The organism is Lysinibacillus sp. NPDC056220, from assembly GCF_049315265.1.
Classification (GTDB): domain Bacteria; phylum Bacillota; class Bacilli; order Bacillales_A; family Planococcaceae; genus Lysinibacillus; species Lysinibacillus pinottii.
In genome coordinates this window covers 331,246-351,085 of the sequence record NZ_JBMOXD010000003.1, presented here as the reverse complement: position 1 = coordinate 351,085, position 19,840 = coordinate 331,246, and the positions used below count along the sequence as shown (strand labels likewise).

At 40.8% G+C, this 19,840-nt stretch carries 21 protein-coding genes and 2 riboswitches; of the genes, 18 read left to right on the top strand and 3 right to left on the bottom strand.

Translation table 11 applies throughout. The features are described from left to right. The first annotated feature begins 1 nt into the window (after window position 1). From ACOZBY_RS11805 to ACOZBY_RS11755, 11 genes are read left to right on the top strand one after another with little or no spacing between them, the layout of a single operon-like run. Window positions 2-370, top strand: coding sequence for an urease subunit beta (locus tag ACOZBY_RS11805; RefSeq protein WP_012294326.1), 369 nt, complete (start codon window positions 2-4; stop codon window positions 368-370). Further along, window positions 367-2,082: an urease subunit alpha gene (gene ureC, locus ACOZBY_RS11800; protein WP_012294327.1), complete on the top strand. Its 1,716-nt coding sequence runs from the start codon at window positions 367-369 to the stop codon at window positions 2,080-2,082. The genes ACOZBY_RS11805 and ureC overlap by 4 nt, the downstream gene beginning before the upstream one ends. A gap of 52 nt (window positions 2,083-2,134) precedes the next feature. Then, entirely contained in the window at window positions 2,135-2,581 is a 447-nt protein-coding gene (locus tag ACOZBY_RS11795; RefSeq protein ID WP_012294328.1) for an urease accessory protein UreE, read from the top strand. After that, complete coding sequence (locus tag ACOZBY_RS11790) at window positions 2,523-3,263, top strand: urease accessory protein UreF (protein WP_227256840.1); 741 nt, start codon at window positions 2,523-2,525, stop codon at window positions 3,261-3,263. The genes ACOZBY_RS11795 and ACOZBY_RS11790 overlap by 59 nt, the downstream gene beginning before the upstream one ends. A gap of 17 nt (window positions 3,264-3,280) precedes the next feature. Next, window positions 3,281-3,910, top strand: a complete 630-nt coding sequence (ureG, locus tag ACOZBY_RS11785) for an urease accessory protein UreG (protein ID WP_036168136.1) — start codon at window positions 3,281-3,283, stop codon at window positions 3,908-3,910. After that, window positions 3,903-4,709 carry an urease accessory protein UreD gene (locus ACOZBY_RS11780; RefSeq protein ID WP_099805261.1) on the top strand — a complete coding sequence of 269 codons (807 nt, stop codon included), beginning with the start codon at window positions 3,903-3,905 and terminating at the stop codon, window positions 4,707-4,709. The genes ureG and ACOZBY_RS11780 overlap by 8 nt, the downstream gene beginning before the upstream one ends. A gap of 28 nt (window positions 4,710-4,737) precedes the next feature. Then, complete coding sequence (locus tag ACOZBY_RS11775; RefSeq protein ID WP_422762399.1) at window positions 4,738-6,324, top strand: ABC transporter substrate-binding protein; 1,587 nt, start codon at window positions 4,738-4,740, stop codon at window positions 6,322-6,324. Next, window positions 6,314-7,282, top strand: a complete 969-nt coding sequence (locus tag ACOZBY_RS11770; protein WP_036216051.1) for an ABC transporter permease — start codon at window positions 6,314-6,316, stop codon at window positions 7,280-7,282. The genes ACOZBY_RS11775 and ACOZBY_RS11770 overlap by 11 nt, the downstream gene beginning before the upstream one ends. Continuing rightward, window positions 7,279-8,088 carry an ABC transporter permease gene (locus ACOZBY_RS11765; protein WP_099805175.1) on the top strand — a complete coding sequence of 270 codons (810 nt, stop codon included), beginning with the start codon at window positions 7,279-7,281 and terminating at the stop codon, window positions 8,086-8,088. The genes ACOZBY_RS11770 and ACOZBY_RS11765 overlap by 4 nt, the downstream gene beginning before the upstream one ends. Continuing rightward, window positions 8,081-8,827: an ATP-binding cassette domain-containing protein gene (locus tag ACOZBY_RS11760; RefSeq protein WP_422762398.1), complete on the top strand. Its 747-nt coding sequence runs from the start codon at window positions 8,081-8,083 to the stop codon at window positions 8,825-8,827. Before ACOZBY_RS11765 ends, ACOZBY_RS11760 begins: the two co-directional genes overlap by 8 nt. A gap of 13 nt (window positions 8,828-8,840) precedes the next feature. Further along, window positions 8,841-9,566: an ABC transporter ATP-binding protein gene (locus ACOZBY_RS11755; RefSeq protein WP_031419855.1), complete on the top strand. Its 726-nt coding sequence runs from the start codon at window positions 8,841-8,843 to the stop codon at window positions 9,564-9,566. Between the two features lie 42 nt (window positions 9,567-9,608). On the opposite strand, the gene ACOZBY_RS11750 is transcribed toward ACOZBY_RS11755, so the two are convergent. Both ACOZBY_RS11750 and ACOZBY_RS11745 read right to left on the bottom strand, forming a co-directional pair. Next, window positions 9,609-9,827 (bottom strand): hypothetical protein, encoded by a 219-nt coding sequence (locus ACOZBY_RS11750; RefSeq protein ID WP_236249645.1) that lies wholly within the window; start codon window positions 9,825-9,827, stop codon window positions 9,609-9,611. A gap of 27 nt (window positions 9,828-9,854) precedes the next feature. After that, a complete protein-coding gene (locus tag ACOZBY_RS11745) occupies window positions 9,855-10,001 on the bottom strand; it encodes a hypothetical protein (protein WP_227256842.1) in 147 nt (48 codons plus the stop codon). Between the two features lie 101 nt (window positions 10,002-10,102). Between ACOZBY_RS11745 and ACOZBY_RS11740 the strand changes: the two genes are divergently transcribed. From ACOZBY_RS11740 to ACOZBY_RS11725, 4 genes are all read left to right on the top strand, one after another. Further along, window positions 10,103-10,483: a PH domain-containing protein gene (locus ACOZBY_RS11740; RefSeq protein WP_012294339.1), complete on the top strand. Its 381-nt coding sequence runs from the start codon at window positions 10,103-10,105 to the stop codon at window positions 10,481-10,483. A 320-nt stretch (window positions 10,484-10,803) separates the two neighbouring features. Next, window positions 10,804-11,067 (top strand): DUF4190 domain-containing protein, encoded by a 264-nt coding sequence (locus ACOZBY_RS11735; RefSeq protein ID WP_422762397.1) that lies wholly within the window; start codon window positions 10,804-10,806, stop codon window positions 11,065-11,067. Between the two features lie 232 nt (window positions 11,068-11,299). Continuing rightward, window positions 11,300-11,533 carry a hypothetical protein gene (locus tag ACOZBY_RS11730; RefSeq protein WP_031419854.1) on the top strand — a complete coding sequence of 78 codons (234 nt, stop codon included), beginning with the start codon at window positions 11,300-11,302 and terminating at the stop codon, window positions 11,531-11,533. A gap of 712 nt (window positions 11,534-12,245) precedes the next feature. Further along, a riboswitch (cobalamin riboswitch) is annotated at window positions 12,246-12,429 on the top strand. 232 nt (window positions 12,430-12,661) lie between these two features. Then, on the top strand, window positions 12,662-13,420 hold the full coding sequence (locus ACOZBY_RS11725) for a hypothetical protein (protein WP_422762396.1): 759 nt from the start codon (window positions 12,662-12,664) through the stop codon (window positions 13,418-13,420). Between the two features lie 108 nt (window positions 13,421-13,528). Here the strand turns inward: ACOZBY_RS11725 and ACOZBY_RS11720 are convergent, their stop codons facing one another. Next, window positions 13,529-15,469: a GTP-binding protein gene (locus ACOZBY_RS11720; RefSeq protein WP_422762395.1), complete on the bottom strand. Its 1,941-nt coding sequence runs from the start codon at window positions 15,467-15,469 to the stop codon at window positions 13,529-13,531. A 174-nt stretch (window positions 15,470-15,643) separates the two neighbouring features. Further along, window positions 15,644-15,831, top strand: a riboswitch (cobalamin riboswitch). A 164-nt stretch (window positions 15,832-15,995) separates the two neighbouring features. Between ACOZBY_RS11720 and ACOZBY_RS11715 the strand changes: the two genes are divergently transcribed. From ACOZBY_RS11715 to ACOZBY_RS11705, 3 genes are all read left to right on the top strand, one after another. Continuing rightward, window positions 15,996-16,991 (top strand): ABC transporter substrate-binding protein, encoded by a 996-nt coding sequence (locus ACOZBY_RS11715; protein WP_281486488.1) that lies wholly within the window; start codon window positions 15,996-15,998, stop codon window positions 16,989-16,991. A gap of 52 nt (window positions 16,992-17,043) precedes the next feature. After that, complete coding sequence (locus tag ACOZBY_RS11710) at window positions 17,044-17,721, top strand: precorrin-3B methylase (protein WP_200991277.1); 678 nt, start codon at window positions 17,044-17,046, stop codon at window positions 17,719-17,721. Window positions 17,722-17,792: 71 nt separating this feature from the next. Continuing rightward, on the top strand, window positions 17,793-19,781 hold the full coding sequence (locus tag ACOZBY_RS11705) for a S9 family peptidase (RefSeq protein ID WP_036161568.1): 1,989 nt from the start codon (window positions 17,793-17,795) through the stop codon (window positions 19,779-19,781). Window positions 19,782-19,840: the final 59 nt, after the last annotated feature.

Below are 19,840 nucleotides of genomic sequence, written 5' to 3'. Positions count from 1 at the left end.
AATGATTCCTGGAGAAATCCGACCAAAGAAGGGTGTAATTGAAATCAATGTAGGCAGGGCAACCAAAAAGGTACTAGTAGCCAATACAGGAGATCGCCCGATTCAAGTAGGTTCACATTTTCATTTTATCGAAGTCAATAGATTTCTAGAATTTAATCGAGAAGATGCAATCGGTATGCATTTAAATATTCCATCGGGGACGGCCGTTCGCTTTGAACCTGGGGAAGAAAAAGAAGTAGAGCTTGTCGAATTTGGTGGTAAGCAGCATGTCTTTGGCTTAAATAAGCTAACAGAAGGGTCTACCCATCATAAAGATGAAATTTTAGACAAGGCAATTGAAGGCGGCTTTAAAGGAGCGGAAGAAAAATGAAGGTAACACATGAAGCTTACGCGAAAATGTTCGGTCCTACAGTTGGCGACAAATTGCGTTTAGCCGATACGGATTTGTGGGTCGAAATTGAGAAGGACTATACATCCTATGGAGATGAAGGTGTCTTTGGTGGTGGTAAATCATTGCGTGTTTCGATGGGGCAAAACGGTAAAAATACACGCAATGAAGGTGTGCTAGATACCGTCATCACAAACGTCGTCATCATTGATTATACGGGTATTGTGAAGGCTGATATCGGTATTAAAGATGGTCGAATTATTGGCATTGGCAAAGCTGGCAATCCGAATAGTATGGATGGTGTCGATCAGGACATGATTATCGGCGTAGGGACAGAGGTATATGCAGGTGAAGGGCTTATAGCTACAGCAGGTGCTATTGATACCCATATCCATTTCATCAGTCCCGATCAAGTAGAGACGGCCCTATTAGCAGGAACAACTACTTTTATTGGCGGCGGAACAGGACCAGCAGCAGGTTCAAAGGCGACAAGCTTAACTGCTGGTGAATGGCATCTACATCGCATGTTACAGGCCATGGAAGGCTTTCCAATCAATGTTGGACTACTTGGAAAAGGCAGTGCCTCAGACCCAGCACCAATTATTGAGCAAGTTCGTGCAGGTGCCATTGGTTTGAAAATTCATGAGGACTGGGGGGCAACACCTTCTGCACTAGACCAAAGCTTAACTGTTGCAGATGAATACGATATTCAAGTAGCCCTGCACTCCGATACATTAAATGAAGCAGGATTTGTAGAAGATACAATCAATGCCATCGGTGGCCGTGTTATTCATATTTTCCATACGGAAGGTGCTGGTGGTGGACACGCGCCAGACCAGCTAGTAATGGCATCTTTACCAAATATTTTGCCAGCTTCGACGAACCCTACGAAACCATTTACAACGAACACGATTGATGAGCATTTAGATATGCTGATGGTGTGCCATCACTTGAAGCATGATGTGCCAGAAGATGTCGCATTCGCAGATTCACGTATTCGTCCTGAAACGATTGCTGCAGAAGATATTATGCAGGACTTAGGAATCCTGAGCATTATGTCTTCGGATTCACAGGCGATGGGCCGTGTGGGAGAGGTGACGATTAGGACGTTCCAGACAGCAGACAAAATGAAAAAGCAACGTGGACCTTTACCACAGGATGAGGGCAAGGAGCATGATAATTACCGTGTCAAGCGCTATATGGCGAAGCTAAATATTAACCCAGCAATTGCACATGGTATTAGCCATGAAGTAGGTTCATTGGAAGAAGGAAAATTAGCCGATATCGTTTTATGGGACCCAGCATTCTTTGGCGTAAAGGCAGAAGTGGTCATCAAGGCTGGTATTGCCGTCTATGGGATTACGGGAGATCCAAATGCATCCATTCCAACACCACAGCCAATGAAAGGCCGTCAGACTTATGGCTTCTATGGACAGGGTCCTCAAAATTGTGGCATGACATTTTTACCAAAAATAGCTGTCGAAGAAGGTTTGCCAGAAAAATTAGGCTTGAAAAGAATGATTGGGACGGTTTCGAATTGCCGAAATATTCGCAAATCTGACATGAAACTAAATAGTGAGACGCCAGAAATAGATGTGAATCCAGAAACCTATGAAGTAAAAATTGATGGAGAATTAGCAACATGCGAGCCAGTGGATGTACTACCGATGGCTCAACGATATTTCTTATTCTAAGCAATTAAAGTGAGCGTAACAGCCAATAAAAAGACGATGAGGTGCTAAACATATGTTAATTGAAAAAATCATGGGGAACATTGCACACGAAGAAGAACATCATGAAAAGAAAACAGAGTGGATTGAACTAGAGTGGGAGGAATTAAGTAAACGAATTCTACGCACAGAAACAGATCAAGGTACAGACATTGCTTTACGTTTAGAAGGGGATGAACCATTAAAATATGGCGATTTATTATGGGAGGATGAACACCGTCGTATCGCCATCCGTACAAAATTAGAGCCTGTTATTGTTATAACACCAAACGACATGCATGAAATGGGAAAATCAGCTTTCGAATTAGGGAATCGCCATACCCCTTGCCTAATTGAAAACAATGAAATCATCGTACGAGCGGATCATACGATTAATCCATTATTAGATGAAATAGGGGTGCACTATGAAACAACAGAAAGACGTTTCAAGCAGCCATTCAAATACCGTGGACACTCTCACTAATTTATCGATACTGCAACTATTGCAAATTCATGATTCGGCATTTCCAATAGGTTCTTATACACATTCCTATGGTATGGAAACGTATATTCAAGCAGATCTCATTCGCACAAAGGATCAATTAATCGAATTTTGTCAGGGCTATTTATTTCATAATTTAGTGCATGGAGATGCGATACTAATTCAAGAAGCATTCCACGCAGCAAAAGACAGAGATCTTGCTCGTCTTACAGAGCTGGATGAACTTTGTGGGGCTATGAAGCTGGCCAAAGAATCTAAAGAGGCGAGTGTAAACGTAGGGAAGCAATTTGTGCGAACGGTGACACCACTTATGGAATGCCCTTTTTTATTGCAATGGAAGGAGAAAATTGAGCGTGAAGAAGTGAAGGGACATTACGCTGTGCTTTATGGAATTTATTGCGAGGCACTTGGTGTCAATGTCTTTCACGCAGTGATGACCTTTATGTATGCTTCAATTAGCGGCTTAGTACAAAATGCTGTACGTGCTGTACCATTTGGTCAAAATACAGGTGTCCAAGCATTGAATGAGCTATTGATTTCGGTAGAAGAAGCAGCGCAAACAGTGATGTCGTTAACGATGGATGATTTAACGAATAATGCGTTAGGGATTGAATTGGCATCCATGAAACATGAGTTTTTATATTCCAGATTATTTATTTCATAGAAAGAGAGAGGATAACAATGAAACCAATACGTATTGGCATCGGCGGCCCAGTTGGGTCAGGAAAAACGTCATTAGTAGATCAATTAACACGTGTGATGCATGAGCATTATCAAGTAGCGGTAATTACCAATGATATTTACACAAGAGAGGACGCCCAATATTTAATTACGAATGGCGTTTTAGCCGAAGAGCGTATTATTGGGGTAGAAACAGGAGGTTGTCCTCATACAGCTATTCGTGAGGATGCATCAATGAATTTTGCAGCGATTGATGATTTAACTAAACGCTTCAAAAATTTGGATATAATTTTCATTGAAAGTGGTGGGGATAACTTATCTGCAACATTTAGTCCTGAGCTAGTGCATGGCTATATTTACGTCATTGATGTGGCAGAGGGACAGGATATCCCACGTAAAGGCGGTCCAGCGCTAACGCGTTCAGACTTACTGCTAATCAATAAAACATCATTGGCGCCTCATGTGGGGGTCGATCTAGACATCATGGATCAGGATGTGAAAAAAATGCGTGGTGGCCGTCCATACATTTTTGCAGATGTTCGTTCTCAAACGAATGTAGATAAGGTGGTTGAATGGATTCAGCACCATATGCTACTTGAAGGTGCAGAAGCCGTTGACAACCATGGTTAATCCACAGAAAATAAATCATTTTGGCAAATTAGAAATGGCCTTTGAGCCTAGGAGGGGCTATACACGACTGGTTCATGTATACCAACAGCCTCCCCTAAAGGCTAGCCGTGAATTATATGAAGGTAGTGATCCAACTGCCACAGTATTCTTGATGGAATCCTCTGGTGGGATGGTAGCAGGAGACCGCAATGAAATCAATGTCAAACTTGCGTCAGGAAGCCGAGTAAGGCTGAAGCAACAATCGGCATTGAAAATCTATCCCTCGCATACAGGCAATCATTGTACCCAGGCTATTACCGTTGAGATGGCTGATGAGGCACGATTAGAATGGCTCCCTGAAGTAACTATTCCATTTGAACGAGCCAAGTTTCAAGCAGATACAACCATTCGCATGAAGGAGAGCTCGACATTAATTTGGGGTGAAATTGTTGCACCAGGTCGAGAAATGCGAGGGGAAGTCTTTGATTATCAAGCCTACCAGTCGAAATATAAGGTCTATGTAGAGGAACAACTTATTGCGTTTGATTCCATCCATTTCAAACCACAGGAAATGAATTTTGCAGCGCTTGGCTTGCTCGAAAAAGCACTTTATATCGGCTCTTTATGGATTGTGTCACCACTAGTGAAAAATCTTAACATGCGAGATTTACAGGATTTAATTCAACAGGAGCAATCTCTTCAGGCAAGCGTAACAAAGCTAACAGATCAGGCGATTCATTGTAGATGGCTCGCCAAAGAGCAACGAACACTTCACAAGGAAATAAATCGTATGTTTGAACAGATGACAGCATTATTGTAATTTCCGTTGTGATAAAGGAGATAGTGAATTGAAAAAGTTTTCAGTATGGATACTTCTAATGATACTTTGTCTTGCAGGCTGTACGAAAGAGTCCAGTCAAGGCGAGGAGAAACAGTCATCTGCTTTGTCGTCTTCACAAGCAAATGAGCTTGTTTTTGCGTCAGAGTCTGAGTTTGCAGGTTTAAATCCTCTTTTAGAGGAAACGAATTTAGATGCCTTTTTATTTAGAGGTTTGATGCGTTTCGATGAACACAATGTACCAGTATTTGATATGGCTAAAAGTATTAAAATATCAGATGACCAGATGACGTATACAATTGTGATTAATGATCATGTGCTATTTCATGATGGGCAGGCTTTAACGGTGGACGATATTATTTTCACCATTGAAAGTATTCTTGACGATGCAAACGGCTCCTATTTAAAATCTGATTTTATCCATGTGACGGGCATGAAAAAAATCGACGACACGACAATGACCATCCAATTAGATGAACCATTTACACCGATGCTAGACAAATTAACTGTGCCTATTTTGCCAAAGCATGCCTTCGAAGGACAGGAAATGAGAACCGCTTCATTTAACCAACAACCAATCGGCGCAGGGCCTTATAGGTTTGAACAATGGGATAAAGGGACAAGCCTGACGCTAAAAGCATTTCCTACTTTTTATGGGACAAAGGCTTCGATTGAACAAGTCATTTTTAAATTTATCCCTGATAGCAATGTGCGTGCCCTACAGCTAAAATCGGGTGAGGTGGATATTGCATTACTTGATCCAAATCAGGTTGAGGAACTGTCAAAAGTCGAACGTTTAAAAATGTACGAGGTTGAATCCGCTGATTATCGAGGTGTTTTATTTAATATGAAGTATCCTATTTGGAAGGATGTTTCACTAAGAAAAGCAATTAGCTACGCAACGGATCGTGCAGGCATTGTAAAAGGTATATTACATGGCTATGGAACAGAAGCTTATTCACCGCTACAACAACATAATTTTGTAAATGAAAAAATCGAACATTATACTTACGATGTAAAAAAAGCAAATAAGCTGCTCGAGCAAGCAGGCTGGCAATTAGCCGATGACGGTTTCCGCTATAAGGATGGTCAAAAATTAACATTTACCATTACTGCGCCCATAACTGATACTGTGCGTGTAAATATGGCCAATTATGTGGCAGAGGGCTATAAAGCTGTTGGGGCAGATGTGAAAGTGGCCGCGCTAGATTGGAGCAATATTGTTATTGAAGAAACAGAAGCCTTTATGGTTGGATGGGGAAGTCCCTATGATGCGGACCATCATACCTACAGCCTATTCCATTCTGGAGAATCCAGTCTCACAAGTGCTGGCTATAATTACGGCAGCTATGCCAATGCAAAAGTAGATGCATTGCTAGAGGAAGGCCGTACTACAGTCGATCCTGAGCAACGTAAGAAGGTCTATATGGCATTGCAGGAGGAGCTAGCTCAAGACCCACCTTTTGCCTACTTTGCTTATGTAGATGCTGTATATGGTATCGATAAACAAATTAATGGTGTTAAAGAGCGAATTTTAGGTCACCATGGGGCAGGCTTCTTATGGAATGTTGAGGAGTGGAAATGGAATGATCGCTAAATGGCTTGGGAAGCGAATGATAATGGGGACAATTGTCCTCATTATCGTGAGCTTCCTCTCTTTTTTCATGATGCATGCCGCTCCTGGTAATCCCGCAGCAGCTTATTATGGAGGCAATGCCCAAACATTATCGACCGCAGAGAAGGAACGTATTGAACAAGCCTTTGGACTCGATCAACCTGTTCTCTTACAGTATGGACGGTGGTTAGGTGAAGCACTACAAGGTAATTTGGGATATTCAGCTAAAGAAGGAAGACCTGTTTTGACGATTTTACTTGAGCGGTTACCCAACACACTACAGCTCGTTGTTCTGACGTTATTTCTAGTAACGATTGCCTCTATTTGGCTAGGCTTACAGGCTGGCATGAGGGAGGGCTCATTACTCGACCGCGGACTTTCCATCTTTAGTATTGCAAGCTCAGCCATACCACCATTTTGGCTAGGCATAGTATTCATCATGGTCTTTTCCATAACATTAGGGTGGTTTCCATCTTCAGGAATGAATGATGTGCGGGGCAACGGAGGGTTCATGGATCGTTTATATCATATGGCACTCCCGCTTATAGTCCTCGTGATGTCGCATGTGGGCATCTTTGCCCGTTTTTTGCAGGATAGTGTGAAAGTAGAGAATCATAGCTACTATGTTCAAGTAGCACGCGCGAATGGAGTACCAGAACGTGAAATTCGAAGGATGATTTTACGAAATGCTGTCATTCCTTATATCAATTATGTTGGGGTGACCATCCCATCATTTTTCGGAGGCTCCATTGTGGTCGAAACATTATTTGGTTGGTCAGGCTTAGGACAGCTTTTGGTAAAATCCGTCATGCTCAAAGATTTCCCCGTTTTGATGGGGGCTATTTTAATCATAGGCGTGGTCGTGGTCATCTGTTTATTCGTCATTGACATACTGATGATTGGTTTGAACCCTCGATTAAGAAGAGGGGGCTTTGTATGAGAAAACAGCGATATCCGATTTTTTGGCTTGTGCTTCTAGCTCTTATTTTTACAACGACTATTTTTTCTTCATTATTAGCTCCTTTTGAGCCTAATGTAATGGATATGAATCAAATTTATCAAGCACCTAATGCCACACATTTATTAGGGACTGACCAGTTGGGTAGAGATGTTCTTTCTCGCTTATTGGTGGGGGGGAAGGTGACGCTATTTATTGCCATTGTATCGGTCGTCCTATCTAGCATAATTGGTATCATATATGGGGGCATAAGTGGTTATTTTGGTGGTGCCATTGATGCAGTAATGATGCGTATTCTCGAAGCCTTTTTAACAATTCCTTCATTGGTCATCGTGCTAGCTCTACAGGCAATGATGCAGGGCAGTATGTGGCATATGGCGATGGTGATGGGTATCACGGGATGGTTTGTGACAGCTCGTATCGTCCGCTCAGAGTTTATCCGATTAAAGGAGCAAGAGTTTGTGCAGATGGCGAAAATGTTCCGCACGCCGTTGTGGAAAATTCTCTTTGGCCATTTATTACGTAATTGTATGCCTGCGATATTTGTGGTAACCATTTTTAATTTTGCTGGGGCTATTTTTACCGAAGTTTCCTTAAGCTTTTTAGGAATTGGTGTCCCACCAGCTACTCCATCATGGGGAACAATGCTGTACACAGCGCAAAATGATTTACTTGTGGGGGCTTGGTGGATGGGTCTTTTCCCTGGACTGTTAATCTTTATAACGATTTTATGTGTGCAAGTTATTGGAGGTACTTTCAAACAAGGAGGGAACCGAACGCATGTTTAAAGTTGACAATTTGGCTGTTCAATTAGACGGCAAATCCCTTATTCAAGGCTTGACTTTTACTGTACCTAAAGGTCAAATTACCGCTATCATTGGCGAGAGTGGCAGCGGCAAAAGTACGACCCTTTCAGCTCTGCTTGGGATGCTACCAGCACGAGCAACTATGGAGGGTTCCGTTGTATTTAATGAAAGAAATGTCATGACAATGTCAGAACCGGAGCGTGTGAAGCTACGCAAAAAGCACTTTTTTACCATTTTTCAGGATGCAATGAATAGTTTTTCACCCACCCAAAAAATAAAGCATCAACTCTATAGGTTGACCGCTTCGAGGCTAGGGCAAAAGGAAGAGGAATTTTTAGATAAAATCACAGCCGTTTTAAAGGAGTTAAACCTACCTAAGGATGTGTTAAATCGCTATCCATTTGAGCTTTCAGGTGGCATGCTACAACGCTGCATGCTTGCCTGCGCCTTCTATCATGAACCAGACGTTTTGATGGCGGATGAACCAACCTCTGCTCTAGATATGCTCCATCAACAAGAATTTATCAAATTGCTAAAAAATCTCCATGCCCGCTTAGGGACGACGATACTATTGATTACGCATGATTTAGGAGTTGCTAAGATGGCTGATTCTATTCTGGTGATGAAAAATGGCGAAATAGTAGAAAGTGGGAGAATGTCTGAAATTTTTAAGGAGCCCAAGCATCCATTTACGAAGCGGCTTGTCGCTCATCATTTTTAGGAGGCGGTTGATATTGTTGCTCCATGTAAATCATGTTAGTAAAAGCTATCGAGCAGGACAGCAAGTATTACAGAATATAAACCTAACCGTGGGAAAAGGTGAAATCGTAGGACTCGTAGGAGAAAGCGGCAGTGGGAAAAGTACTTTAGCCAAAGTGATAATGCAGCTAGAAAAGCCTGAAAAAGGGGCGGTGTTTTTTGAAAATCAATTGATGACGAAGCAAAATCGCTCGCATTTTTATGAGAACTGCCAAATCATTTTTCAAAATGCTACGGCTGCCTTAAATCCAGTATGGACCGTCAAGGAATTGTTACGTGAGCCTCTAATGGCAGCACATAAGTCTTTGACTGATCGCGAACTACAGATAATGCTAGAAAAAGTGATGCTCCCAACCGATATATTAGAAGCCCTGCCATCTGAGCTAAGTGGAGGGGAGCGACAACGGGTTAATTTACTAAGGTCGATTTTAGTCGAACCCCAACTATTAGTTTGTGATGAAATTGTTTCGAGTTTAGATCGCTTGATTCAACGAGAAATGATAGATTTATTAATAACTTTAAAAAAAGAAAAAAACATGGCCATTTTATTTATATCGCACGACTTAAAGGCGGTTTCTTATTTGTGTGATCGTATTTATGTCATGAAGTCGGGTAAAATTGTCGATGAGAGCCATAAAGGCGAAGGTGGCTTTGCTTTTACAGACCGATATGCGCAAATGCTGTTTCAAGCCGTAGTATGATTAATCCAAAAACACTTTCCTTATTTGAATGGAAAGTGTTTTTTATTCTTGCAGCAATGATCTAAGTGGGGCAATCAAATCTTCAGAGATGCTATAAATCGTATGGGTATCCTTCACGTTCATCAACGTTCCCTTTTGACCCATTTCCCCTACCCATAGATGGAAGCCATATATATCCACTACTTGTACATCATATGGAGGGGTAGCCATATTAACAATTTCCTTATTTCTCACAGCAGTAGTAATGACTTCATGGAACATTTCAAGAGACTCTTCATCCTCATATTCTTAGATAAAATCAGTATTCACAGTGTCAAATCCTTCGCCGTTAGAAATGCTGACCTTCGCCAATTTGCCCACTGCTAGCTCTTTATCCGTACAGCCTAAAACAACTGTAGCTAGGAGGGACATGATAATAAATAGAAATGCTCGCAATGAACCCCCTCCTTACAGAAAAAATAATACCAAAACTTGGAGTCGTAGCCCGGTTCTCTTCATAATATATTAAACAAACAAAAGCTGAAAGGGGATAAAGAATGGGCTTATTTGATGGATTAATCGGCAATGCAAGCGAGGTGAATTTTGAAAAATTACAGGAGGAGGTCAAAGATTTATTAATTCCAAACGAAACCATCAAAAATGCCTATAAAATTATTAGAGACATATTTATTTTTACGAATAAACGATTAATCCTCATTGATAAGCAAGGAGTTACTGGTAAGAAAACGGAATACCATTCGATCCCCTATAAAAATATTATTCATTTTTCAGTAGAAACGGCTGGTACATTTGATTTAGACGCAGAGCTAAAAATATGGGTATCAGGCAGTTCGCTACCTATCCAAAAAAGCTTCAATAAGGCGACCAATATTTATAAAGTGCAAAGTGTTTTAGCGCAGTATGTTTTAGTCTCGTAATAATGAAATAAAGCCACAATCACGAATCACATACAAAGCCCGCATAGATGCGAGGCTTTTTTGGCTGTGCTTAGAAAGGGGGAATAGGGATGGGGAAATTACTATGTGAGGGGTGTATGCTGTCGCCCCGTTCCAATTAGGGAGCAAGCGCACAGAGCTTAGAAATTAGCAAAGAAATGCTGACTGGTTCTCCCTTACGCATAACCTTTTATATTGTAAAATAATAGATATATTTCAATAATATTGATAGAATTCAATGGATGGAACTGTTTTTTGAAGAAGTGTTATTCGTAACATTAGATTGTTGGGGGGTAATGGAAATGGTTGAAAAAATTGAAATGAATAATAAATCTATCATTTCATTAACGCTTGGTATTCTTTCTATCATCGTACCATTTATTGGATTAGTTCTTGGGATTTTCGGAGTAGTTTTATCAAGAATGTCAACAAAGGAAATTGCTAAAAGCAATGAAAATGGCAGAGGTTTGGCAATTTCTGGTTTAATTTGTAGCGTGATCGGGATTATCATTCAAACCTTTGCAGTATTGTCTATTATCCTTTTTTATTCAATTACTGGTGCTTAGCTTAGTATTTGACCTTAGAAAATACCGTTTTAAGTTGGACGGGAAGAGGAAAAGTGGAAATGGCCATGAGTCAGGATACCAGCCTGTTACGAATACACACCATAAACCTCTTTTTTTGTGTTGAAAATGCATGACCTTCCCAAGCCCCCTGTTTTTAAGATTTTGCTCAAAGCTTTTTTCTTTTTGAAGAATAATAGTTATACACATTACTATTTGTAAAGATGGTGAAACGATGGAACAGATGCTAAAGGAAATAATGTCTCCAAGTCATCAATATAAAGTTCAAATTATAAAACGGAGAGATGGTCTTTTTACAACAGACGTATATATGTGGCAAGAAGACTGCGGATATGAATTTTGGAGTCCTATTAAAAAAGGATTGAGTTTGATTGAGACTGAGGAAGTAGCCGTAACCGTAGCCATTGAACAATTAAGACAATACTCTGGTGAAGTTATTACTCTTTAGTTACATCACTCAACGCTGTCAGATGTAGCGAGAATCGTTGAATCGCGTAGTTGTGCGTATAGGTTTGTCTGAGGTGCGTTTATAGGTTGTTTATGTTAGTATTTCAAAATGATGCAAGTGTCTTATCCCGATTTAACTCGCGGTTTTGCGTTAAAAAAATGAGCGCAGGAATCCCCTGCCCTCGTAACTCATTTTATCAAATATTACATAACTAATAACCTAAATTAAAAGTGTCGTAAATCCTTTTTTAAAAGCCGTTAATCATTCGCTAAAATTTATTCTCATGCGAGTATATACGTCGAATAATAGATGAAGGTGATACGGATGTTAAAAAGAAGATATTCGGTAAAGGACGTATTAGGACAAAACATTAACTAGTTTCGCTGATTTAATATGTGAAAAAGACGACCATTTTGCTGATTCGTTGGAAAAGACCAGAACGTATAGCGGTAAAGAAATTGAAGCTATTAAGTATTATGCTGCGTAGAAAATCCGAGGGGATTTCGAAAGAGATGACCCGCATGAAGCTGAGGAAGTATCATACCATCAAAGTAAATAGGAAGACATGTTGTCAGAATTTCAGAGTTTGTAAGATTAAGTGAAGAAATGGTTTGGAAAATATTGTGATATTTGACTTTAGAAATCCACTACTTTACAATTGATTTTAGTAATCTAATAGGAATGTGGAGTACACCCGATTCCTATGACAATTGAATAGCGTGTAGTAATAGGTGTAAATTGCGTGCAATTTGCTTAAAAGGGAAGTCGGTGTGAATCCGACACTGTCCCGCAACTGTAAATGTGAGCGACTTTTCAGCAACCACTGTCAAATGATGGGAAGGGGAAAAGTGGCGATGACCATGAGTCAGGATACCTGCCTGTTATGAGTACACACCATAAACCTACGAGGAATAGGAGGTGGCATGTTGACAAAACAGAATGCTCTGTTCGTCACAGTACGTCAAACGCCCAAAGTTCATGAAAGGGTTCATTTTCGAACTCCTTCACATTTACTTAGGGTTTGTTTGGCATTGTGTGATGAATCACATTAAAGCGAAGGATTTCCTCAAACATAGAAGGAAGTCCTTTTTGTTTTGAAAATATGTACGCAAAGGGGATGCACATAGGATGAATATTCATGAAACGATAACACAGGAAACGCCTTTTGTAGATATGACCATTTGTAAGCAGCCAAGGACAGAAATTGCTAAAAAAGCGAAAACAAGAATGGTGGTTGAATCACTGATTGATCAATTATTAGCAACGAAGCTGATTCGCAACAACCGCTTTTTTGAGCGAATTTTATATAATAAAGACATTATTTGGATAAGAAATGGTGAGGTAGAAGGCCATCTTTTTGCTCTGGCAACGTTAACGGATCAACTGAAAACGAAGACGAATAGCTTTATGATGTATATGCCGACGAACCCTATTATATATGAGGTGAACGGGGAGCCGTATCACTTAATTACACGCATTGATTCAACACGAGCAAAGCCTAACCTTGATCGCCTTTCACAAGAGCCCAATCCCGTGTTAAGCGCTGCACGTGTCAATGATTTACTATGCTCCATTGTTATACGTTTTTATGAAACTTATATAAATGATTTAATGGAAATTTCTCATCAGGATCAACTAATCGCATTCGCGCAGCAGGAATATAAACAATTTCTGGATGCGGTTCAGGAGTTAAATGGTGATCACTTAAATTGGCATCCACGAGGGAACGGCCATGAGCTATTGTTAACATTAATTGATCAACTACAAATATTAAAAAGTCAGCCTGGTAAAGTTTTAATCGACTTCACTAATACGCAGGGCTATGTGGTGGTTGAACCTGCTTATCAGGTCCATAAGCCCTCAAAGAAAGCTGTCGGTGCGATATGAAAACAAGCCCTCCATGAAGCGGAGGGCTTGTTTTATTTATGCCAGCGTATCATGCTTCATCTGAGGCTATTAGCCTAACACACCGTCCTTGCAAATACTTTACTTGACTTATCCCTGACAGTGCATGGCTGCTTGAGCCTCTTGCCAAGGGACAGTATAGCCTTTGCCTTTAGCGCAAAAAATGCTGGAAGAACTGTATTCAGGGTCCGCATTTTTATCATAGCCTATCTGGCCTATTACTTCTTCTGCATTATGACACACATCATAGCCATCAAATTGGAGGGTAAGTGAGCCTTTCCCATTGGTATAGGCAGCAAAGATTGTGCTATAGCTCATAAAGGTTGCTACAGGTGCACGTCCTGTCAAAACAACGTCAGTTTCGGTGAGGTCTGGGTCGTCGAATGTGCCGGCAGCCTGTTGAATGTCAGTCATCATACGGCCAATAAAATCATTGGAAGCTTTCATTTTAAAGCGATAATATGGCTCAAGCAGGATGTTCTGTGCTTGTTCTAGTCCTTGACGTAGTGCTCGGAAAGTAGCTTCTCGGAAATCACCACCAGAGGTATGCTCATTGTGACCACGCCCCGTTAATAGCGTAAAATGAATATCTGTGACGGCGTAGCCTGTGAGTAAGCCGTGATGATCACGCTCAAACAAGTGCTTCTCAACGAGACGCTGGTTGCCCACTGATAAATCATCGGCATGACAGGCATTACTAAAGGTAATTCCTGCTCCGCGTTCATTAGGCTCCATTAATAAATGAACCTCTGCATAATGCTTGAGTGGCTCAAAATGACCGTAGCCTGTAACGGTTGTCCCAATTGTCTCCATATATAATATTTGCGGCTCTCCAAAAGAAATGTGTAATGCAAAACGTTTCAATAACACGTCAATCAGGACTTCTAACTGAATGACACCCATTATGTGCACATGGATTTCCTGAAATTTTTCCTGCCACACGACACGCAATGACGGCTCCTCGGCCTCTAGTAAACGGAAAATCCTTAATACTTCTTTTATATGTTGCTCACCCTCATATTGAACTTTTGCCTGTAATGTAGGGACAAGCTCATAGGGCAGTGATAGCAATTTACTGCCAATTCGATCCCCAATATTTGCCTGACTGAGCCCTTTAACAGCGAAGATTTCACCAGCCTCAACTTGCTGAACAGTTTCAAATCGACTGCCGTTATATAGGCGAATTTCTGTTACTTTTTCTGTGATATCTCCAAATGTAAATTCATCCCGAATATGTAACTTGCCTGTAAGGGCCTTGATGAACGTTAAACGTTGATGTCCATCATGGCGTATTTTAAAGACCTCTCCTTGAAAAGGTGCTTCTGGCTCGAAGTGAGTACCCGTTAGGAATGGAAGTTGAGCAATAAATTCCTCAATGCCTTCATCCTTCAACGCAGAACCTATAAAACAAGGAAAGGCATCCTCATTTTTAATCATCGTTTGTAGTCTAGTCATGCATTGGCGATGTTCCAATGTTTCATTCAAAAAGTTATCTAGCAGTTCTTCATCACGCTCTGCCAGCCATTCCATAATCGTGCTTGAAACATAGTTTTCCTGCAGTGGTTCATCTATGAGGATTACATGTTCTGAGAAATCCTTATGCAGCTGAGTCATAACAGCTCTCACATCTGCTCCGTCACGATCTATTTTATTAATAAAAAAGAGTGTAGGGACATGATAGTTCCGTAAAAGCTGCCATACAGTTTCTGTATGACCCTGTATACCCTCTACAGCACTAATAATAATGATGGCATAATCCATGACCCGAATGGCACGCTCCATCTCAGGGGAGAAATCGACATGCCCTGGTGTATCGATCAGCGTATATGTATCGTCGCCGATAGTCATGCGACCTTGCTCGGCAAATATTGTAATGCCACGTTTACGCTCAAGCTCATGATTATCTAAATAGGCATCCTGATGATCGACACGACCCCGCGCTTGAATACTATTTGTATGATAAAGCATTTGCTCAGAAAAGGTTGTTTTTCCTGCATCAACATGAGCAAGAACCCCAATCGTCTTGTACATACTAAATCCTCGTTTCTATAGGTGGCTATGTTCTCATTGTATCAGAATACTAGCCAAATAATTCTTGTAAAATGATTCGTCTTTTTGTCGAAATAGTGCTAATATAATGATGATTGCAGATTTTGCAATTTACTCTGATTGCGAATTAACTCATGAACTGCTAGTCTATCAATAGAATGAATAGAACATATTGGTGCAAATGGCATTTGTCATTTTGCTTAAAAGGGAAATCGGTGTAATTCCGATGCTGTCCCGCAACTGTAAATGGGGAGTCTATACAGGATGCCACTGTAGTTTAACTATGGGAAGGTGTATAGATGATGAACCTAAGCCAGGATACCTGCCAGTATGTGTATGCTAACTAAGAACCACGAGGATGGGGATAGTGATAAAGGTAACTATACCGTTTTTTCACTATGCTACTCTCTTGGCGACAAGAGGGTTTTTTTATGCCCTTCCAATGATCCTGGTAGCAAAGAAGTCTCTGATTTCTTTCTATATTTATGACAACAAAGGAGAAAAGGACATGAAAAAATGGAGAAGTATATGGCTGGTCATGCTCATCGCGCTCATCGCAGTTTTAGGAGCGTGTGGTACAAAGGACAAGCCTGATTCAGCAACGCAAACTGAAAAAGTTGAACCGTCTGAGGCGACAACGACTGAGGTAATCATTAAAAATAATGGAACTACCCAAACCTATAAGGAAGCACCTACAAAGGCAATCAGCTTAAATCAGCATGTGACAGAAATTATGCTTGCATTAGGGCTAGAGGATTCCATGGTAGGGACTGCTTATTTAGATGACGAAATCTACGAGCCGCTTCAAGCAGCCTACGATAAAGTTCCTGTTCTTTCAGATCAATACCCAACGAAGGAGCAAGTCATTGATGCCGGGGCAGATTTCTTGTATGCAGGCTGGAAAAGTGGCTTTGGTGAAAAAGGTGTAGGAACACCAGAGGAGCTTGAGGAATTAGGAATTCATACGTATTTACATACAGCTTCTAATATGACAAAGCCAACATTAGAGGATATTTTCACTGATATTCGTCATATTGCAGAAATATTCCGCGTGGAAGATCGCGGCGAAGCATTCATTGAACAAATGACAAAAGATGTCGAAGAAGTTCAAGCTAAATTACCAAAAGATAGAGAAAATTTACGTGTGCTAGTCTTTGACAGTGGTGAAAAAGATGTATTCACAGCTGGCCAAAACTTTATGAATGAGCTGGTGACAATCGCTGGCGGTCAAAATATCTTTGGAGATGTGGAGTCAGGGTGGACAACCGTGTCGAAGGAAGATGCAGTAGATCGCAATCCAGCGGTGGTCGTCATAATTGATTATGGTGAAACAACGGCTGAACAAAAGATAAATTTCTTAAAAAAAGATCCAGCCTTGAAGGAAATGGAAGCAGTCAAAAATGATCGCTTTGTCATCCTTCCACTTTCAGCGGCATCTGAAGGGGTCCGTGCAGCAGAGGCCATTCAAATTTTAGCTAAGGGCTTCTACCCAGAAAACTTTTAAAAATTTCGAGCTAGCAAAGTGCTAGCTCCTTTTTCTTAAGGAGCGATAACTATTGAACGCATTTCGTCAAAACATACCAGATAAAACATTTGAGACCCTTAATCAGCAAGGTGGATTTTCGCGATTAGCAGTAAGCCCTGGCATTATCAATAAGCATTACACACCAGCCCAATTTCAAAAAATAGCAGAAATTGTAGGAGAGAAGGGAGCCATTAAATACTCGGCTTCCTATAGCATATTATTATCGATTCCCTCTAGTGAATTAACTGAAGCTACCCGTGCCTTACAGGAGGCTGGACTGTTTGTTGCATCGTCAGGGCCTCATATTGTTATGAAAGCATGTGATTTTTGTGACGGTGAAAAAATGGAAGCAGTTCCTCAAACAGAACAGCTCTATCAGGCGTTGGATGGTATAACCGTGCCTGCAAGAATGCGAGTCAATGTGAATGGCTGTGCATCCGCCTGTTATAATCCCACATATGATGACATCGGTTTGGTCTATCAGCATGAGAGCTTTGATGTTTATCTAGGAGCCATTCCTATGGGGACGAAAGCACAGGCGGGTACTCTCTTTGCAAAGAGAGTAGGGATCGACCATATTGAAGATTTTTTGCTACAAATCATTCGTCTTTATCAGGACCAAGCTCTTTCCAATGAACCTTTTTATAAGTTTTATCGCAGAACAAAATCGAATGCTGATTGGGAACTAGTAAAAAAATCGATCGAGTAGCAGGAATAATACTTAGGGTGTCGAAATATTGTAGTAGAGCATAGAAAATGACAATACAAAGGAGCAAGAACATGACATCTAAACAAGGGATTCAACCAGAGGATCTTTATCGCTTGAAATCAGTGGCAGATCCACAGCTCTCACCTGATGGGACTGAGGTAGTTTATGTAGAGACACGTATTGATGAGAAGAAAAAAGACTATATATCTAATCTGTTTTATATAAATTTAAAAGACAAACGTCCTCAGCAATGGACATATGGTGACTATCGAACAAGCTCTCCTGTGTGGTCGCCAGATGGCAGTCAAATTGCTTTTTCTTCTACAAGATCAGGCAAGCCGCAAATTTTTGTGCTTTCGAAAACAGGTGGGGAGGCAAAACAAGTAACGTATTGTAAAAACGGTGCGTCAACGCCTGTCTGGTCTCCATGTGGAGAGAAAATTGCCTTTTCCGTTATGCTCGGTAAAGATGAAACTATTCTAGATAAAGCTGAAGATGACAAGAAAGAAGAAAAAGAACTAAAGCCGCTAGAAATCGATAAGATGAAACATAAATCAGATGCTGGTGGATTTACGGATATGGACCAGCATACCCACATCGCTATTGTCGATTTAAAATCTGGTGACTTAGAGCAAATGACAGAAGGGAACAAGCATTGCCATCTGAGTACATGGTCGCCCGATGGCAACTATCTTACGTACTTAGCAGATCAAGCAGAGGATTTAGATTTTTCATTTAATGCGGATATTTACTTATTAGATATAGAAACAAAAAAGAGTCGCAAGGTAACCGAGGGAATTGGCTCTTATTACCAAACATCATGGTCTCCTAATAGCCGCTTCCTTTCCTTCGTTGGGGGAAAACGTGAGTTTGAAAATGCCACACAAGCGAAGCTATGGATTTATGATATGGAACAAAATCTGCTCAACTGTGCCACAAGTGAATTTGATGCCCCTGTCGGTGACTATGTCATCGGTGATTTCCTGCAAGGGGTAGCAGCTCCACCTGTGCAATGGATGAATGATAATCATAGTTTCTACTTCCAAGTAACAGATCACGGCAATGCGGCAATTTATTTTGGTAATGTGGATGGAGAGATTTATCCAGCTATTCACGATGATCAATATGTTTATGGATTTTCATTAGATGCTCAAAATGACCAAGCAGTTGTCGCAATAAGTACGACAACAAATCCGGGCGATTTATATTACGTCAACTTAAAGACGGGTGAAAAAGAACGGTTGACAACCGTCAATGAAGAAGTTTTAAAGACGAGAGAGATAGCTGTTCCTGAGAGTATTGAGTTTGAAGGAGCTGAGGGCTGGAAGGTCAATGGCTGGATCATGAAGCCAGTGGGCTATGAAAAAGGGAAGAAATATCCTCTTATTCTTGAAATCCATGGTGGTCCACATGCGATGTACGGCAACACTTATTTCAATGAATTCCAAATCCTAGCTGCTCAAGGCTTTGCGGTGCTGTATACAAATCCGCGCGGAAGTCATGGCTACGGACAAACGTTTGTGGATGCAGTACGTGGTGATTATGGTGGCAATGACTATCAAGACCTAATGGCTGCAGTGGACTATGCTTTAGAGCACTATGATTTCATTGATCAGGATCGACTAGGTGTAACAGGTGGGAGCTATGGTGGCTTTATGACCAACTGGATTGTTGGGCATACGAACCGCTTTAAGGCAGCAGTTACACAACGCTCAATTTCAAACTGGATTAGCTTTGCAGGTGTGAGTGATATCGGCTATTACTTTACAGACTGGCAAATACAAGCGGGGCTCGATAATATGGAGAAGCTATGGCATCATTCTCCATTGAAGTATGTAGACAATGTTGAAACACCGTTGCTCATTTTACACGGTGAAAAAGATTATCGTTGTCCGATTGAACAGGCGGAGCAATTATTTATCGCCTTGAAATATCGTAAGAAAGAAACAAAATTCGTCCGCTTCCCTGAATCGAATCATGAACTGTCAAGAAGCGGAAAACCAACATTAAGAATTCATCGTCTGGAATATATACGAGATTGGTTTGTGGAAAAACTTTAACAAAGAGGTGGCTTAGGAAGTGAACATACTTCTTAAGCCTTTTTTATCGAAAAAAAGAA

What these genes read in the sequence shown, in the direction of transcription:
- ACOZBY_RS11805 (WP_012294326.1), top strand. Translation starts at nt 2, where the DNA reads ATGATTCCTGGAGAAATCCGACCAAAGAAGGGTGTAATTGAAATCAAT.
- ureC (WP_012294327.1), top strand. Translation starts at nt 367, where the DNA reads ATGAAGGTAACACATGAAGCTTACGCGAAAATGTTCGGTCCTACAGTT.
- ACOZBY_RS11795 (WP_012294328.1), top strand. Translation starts at nt 2,135, where the DNA reads ATGTTAATTGAAAAAATCATGGGGAACATTGCACACGAAGAAGAACAT.
- ACOZBY_RS11790 (WP_227256840.1), top strand. Translation starts at nt 2,523, where the DNA reads ATGAAACAACAGAAAGACGTTTCAAGCAGCCATTCAAATACCGTGGAC.
- ureG (WP_036168136.1), top strand. Translation starts at nt 3,281, where the DNA reads ATGAAACCAATACGTATTGGCATCGGCGGCCCAGTTGGGTCAGGAAAA.
- ACOZBY_RS11780 (WP_099805261.1), top strand. Translation starts at nt 3,903, where the DNA reads ATGGTTAATCCACAGAAAATAAATCATTTTGGCAAATTAGAAATGGCC.
- ACOZBY_RS11770 (WP_036216051.1), top strand. Translation starts at nt 6,314, where the DNA reads ATGATCGCTAAATGGCTTGGGAAGCGAATGATAATGGGGACAATTGTC.
- ACOZBY_RS11765 (WP_099805175.1), top strand. Translation starts at nt 7,279, where the DNA reads ATGAGAAAACAGCGATATCCGATTTTTTGGCTTGTGCTTCTAGCTCTT.
- ACOZBY_RS11760 (WP_422762398.1), top strand. Translation starts at nt 8,081, where the DNA reads ATGTTTAAAGTTGACAATTTGGCTGTTCAATTAGACGGCAAATCCCTT.
- ACOZBY_RS11750 (WP_236249645.1), bottom strand. Translation starts at nt 9,827, where the DNA reads ATGTTCCATGAAGTCATTACTACTGCTGTGAGAAATAAGGAAATTGTT.
- ACOZBY_RS11740 (WP_012294339.1), top strand. Translation starts at nt 10,103, where the DNA reads ATGGGCTTATTTGATGGATTAATCGGCAATGCAAGCGAGGTGAATTTT.
- ACOZBY_RS11735 (WP_422762397.1), top strand. Translation starts at nt 10,804, where the DNA reads ATGGTTGAAAAAATTGAAATGAATAATAAATCTATCATTTCATTAACG.
- ACOZBY_RS11730 (WP_031419854.1), top strand. Translation starts at nt 11,300, where the DNA reads ATGGAACAGATGCTAAAGGAAATAATGTCTCCAAGTCATCAATATAAA.
- ACOZBY_RS11725 (WP_422762396.1), top strand. Translation starts at nt 12,662, where the DNA reads ATGAATATTCATGAAACGATAACACAGGAAACGCCTTTTGTAGATATG.
- ACOZBY_RS11720 (WP_422762395.1), bottom strand. Translation starts at nt 15,469, where the DNA reads ATGTACAAGACGATTGGGGTTCTTGCTCATGTTGATGCAGGAAAAACA.
- ACOZBY_RS11715 (WP_281486488.1), top strand. Translation starts at nt 15,996, where the DNA reads ATGAAAAAATGGAGAAGTATATGGCTGGTCATGCTCATCGCGCTCATC.
- ACOZBY_RS11705 (WP_036161568.1), top strand. Translation starts at nt 17,793, where the DNA reads ATGACATCTAAACAAGGGATTCAACCAGAGGATCTTTATCGCTTGAAA.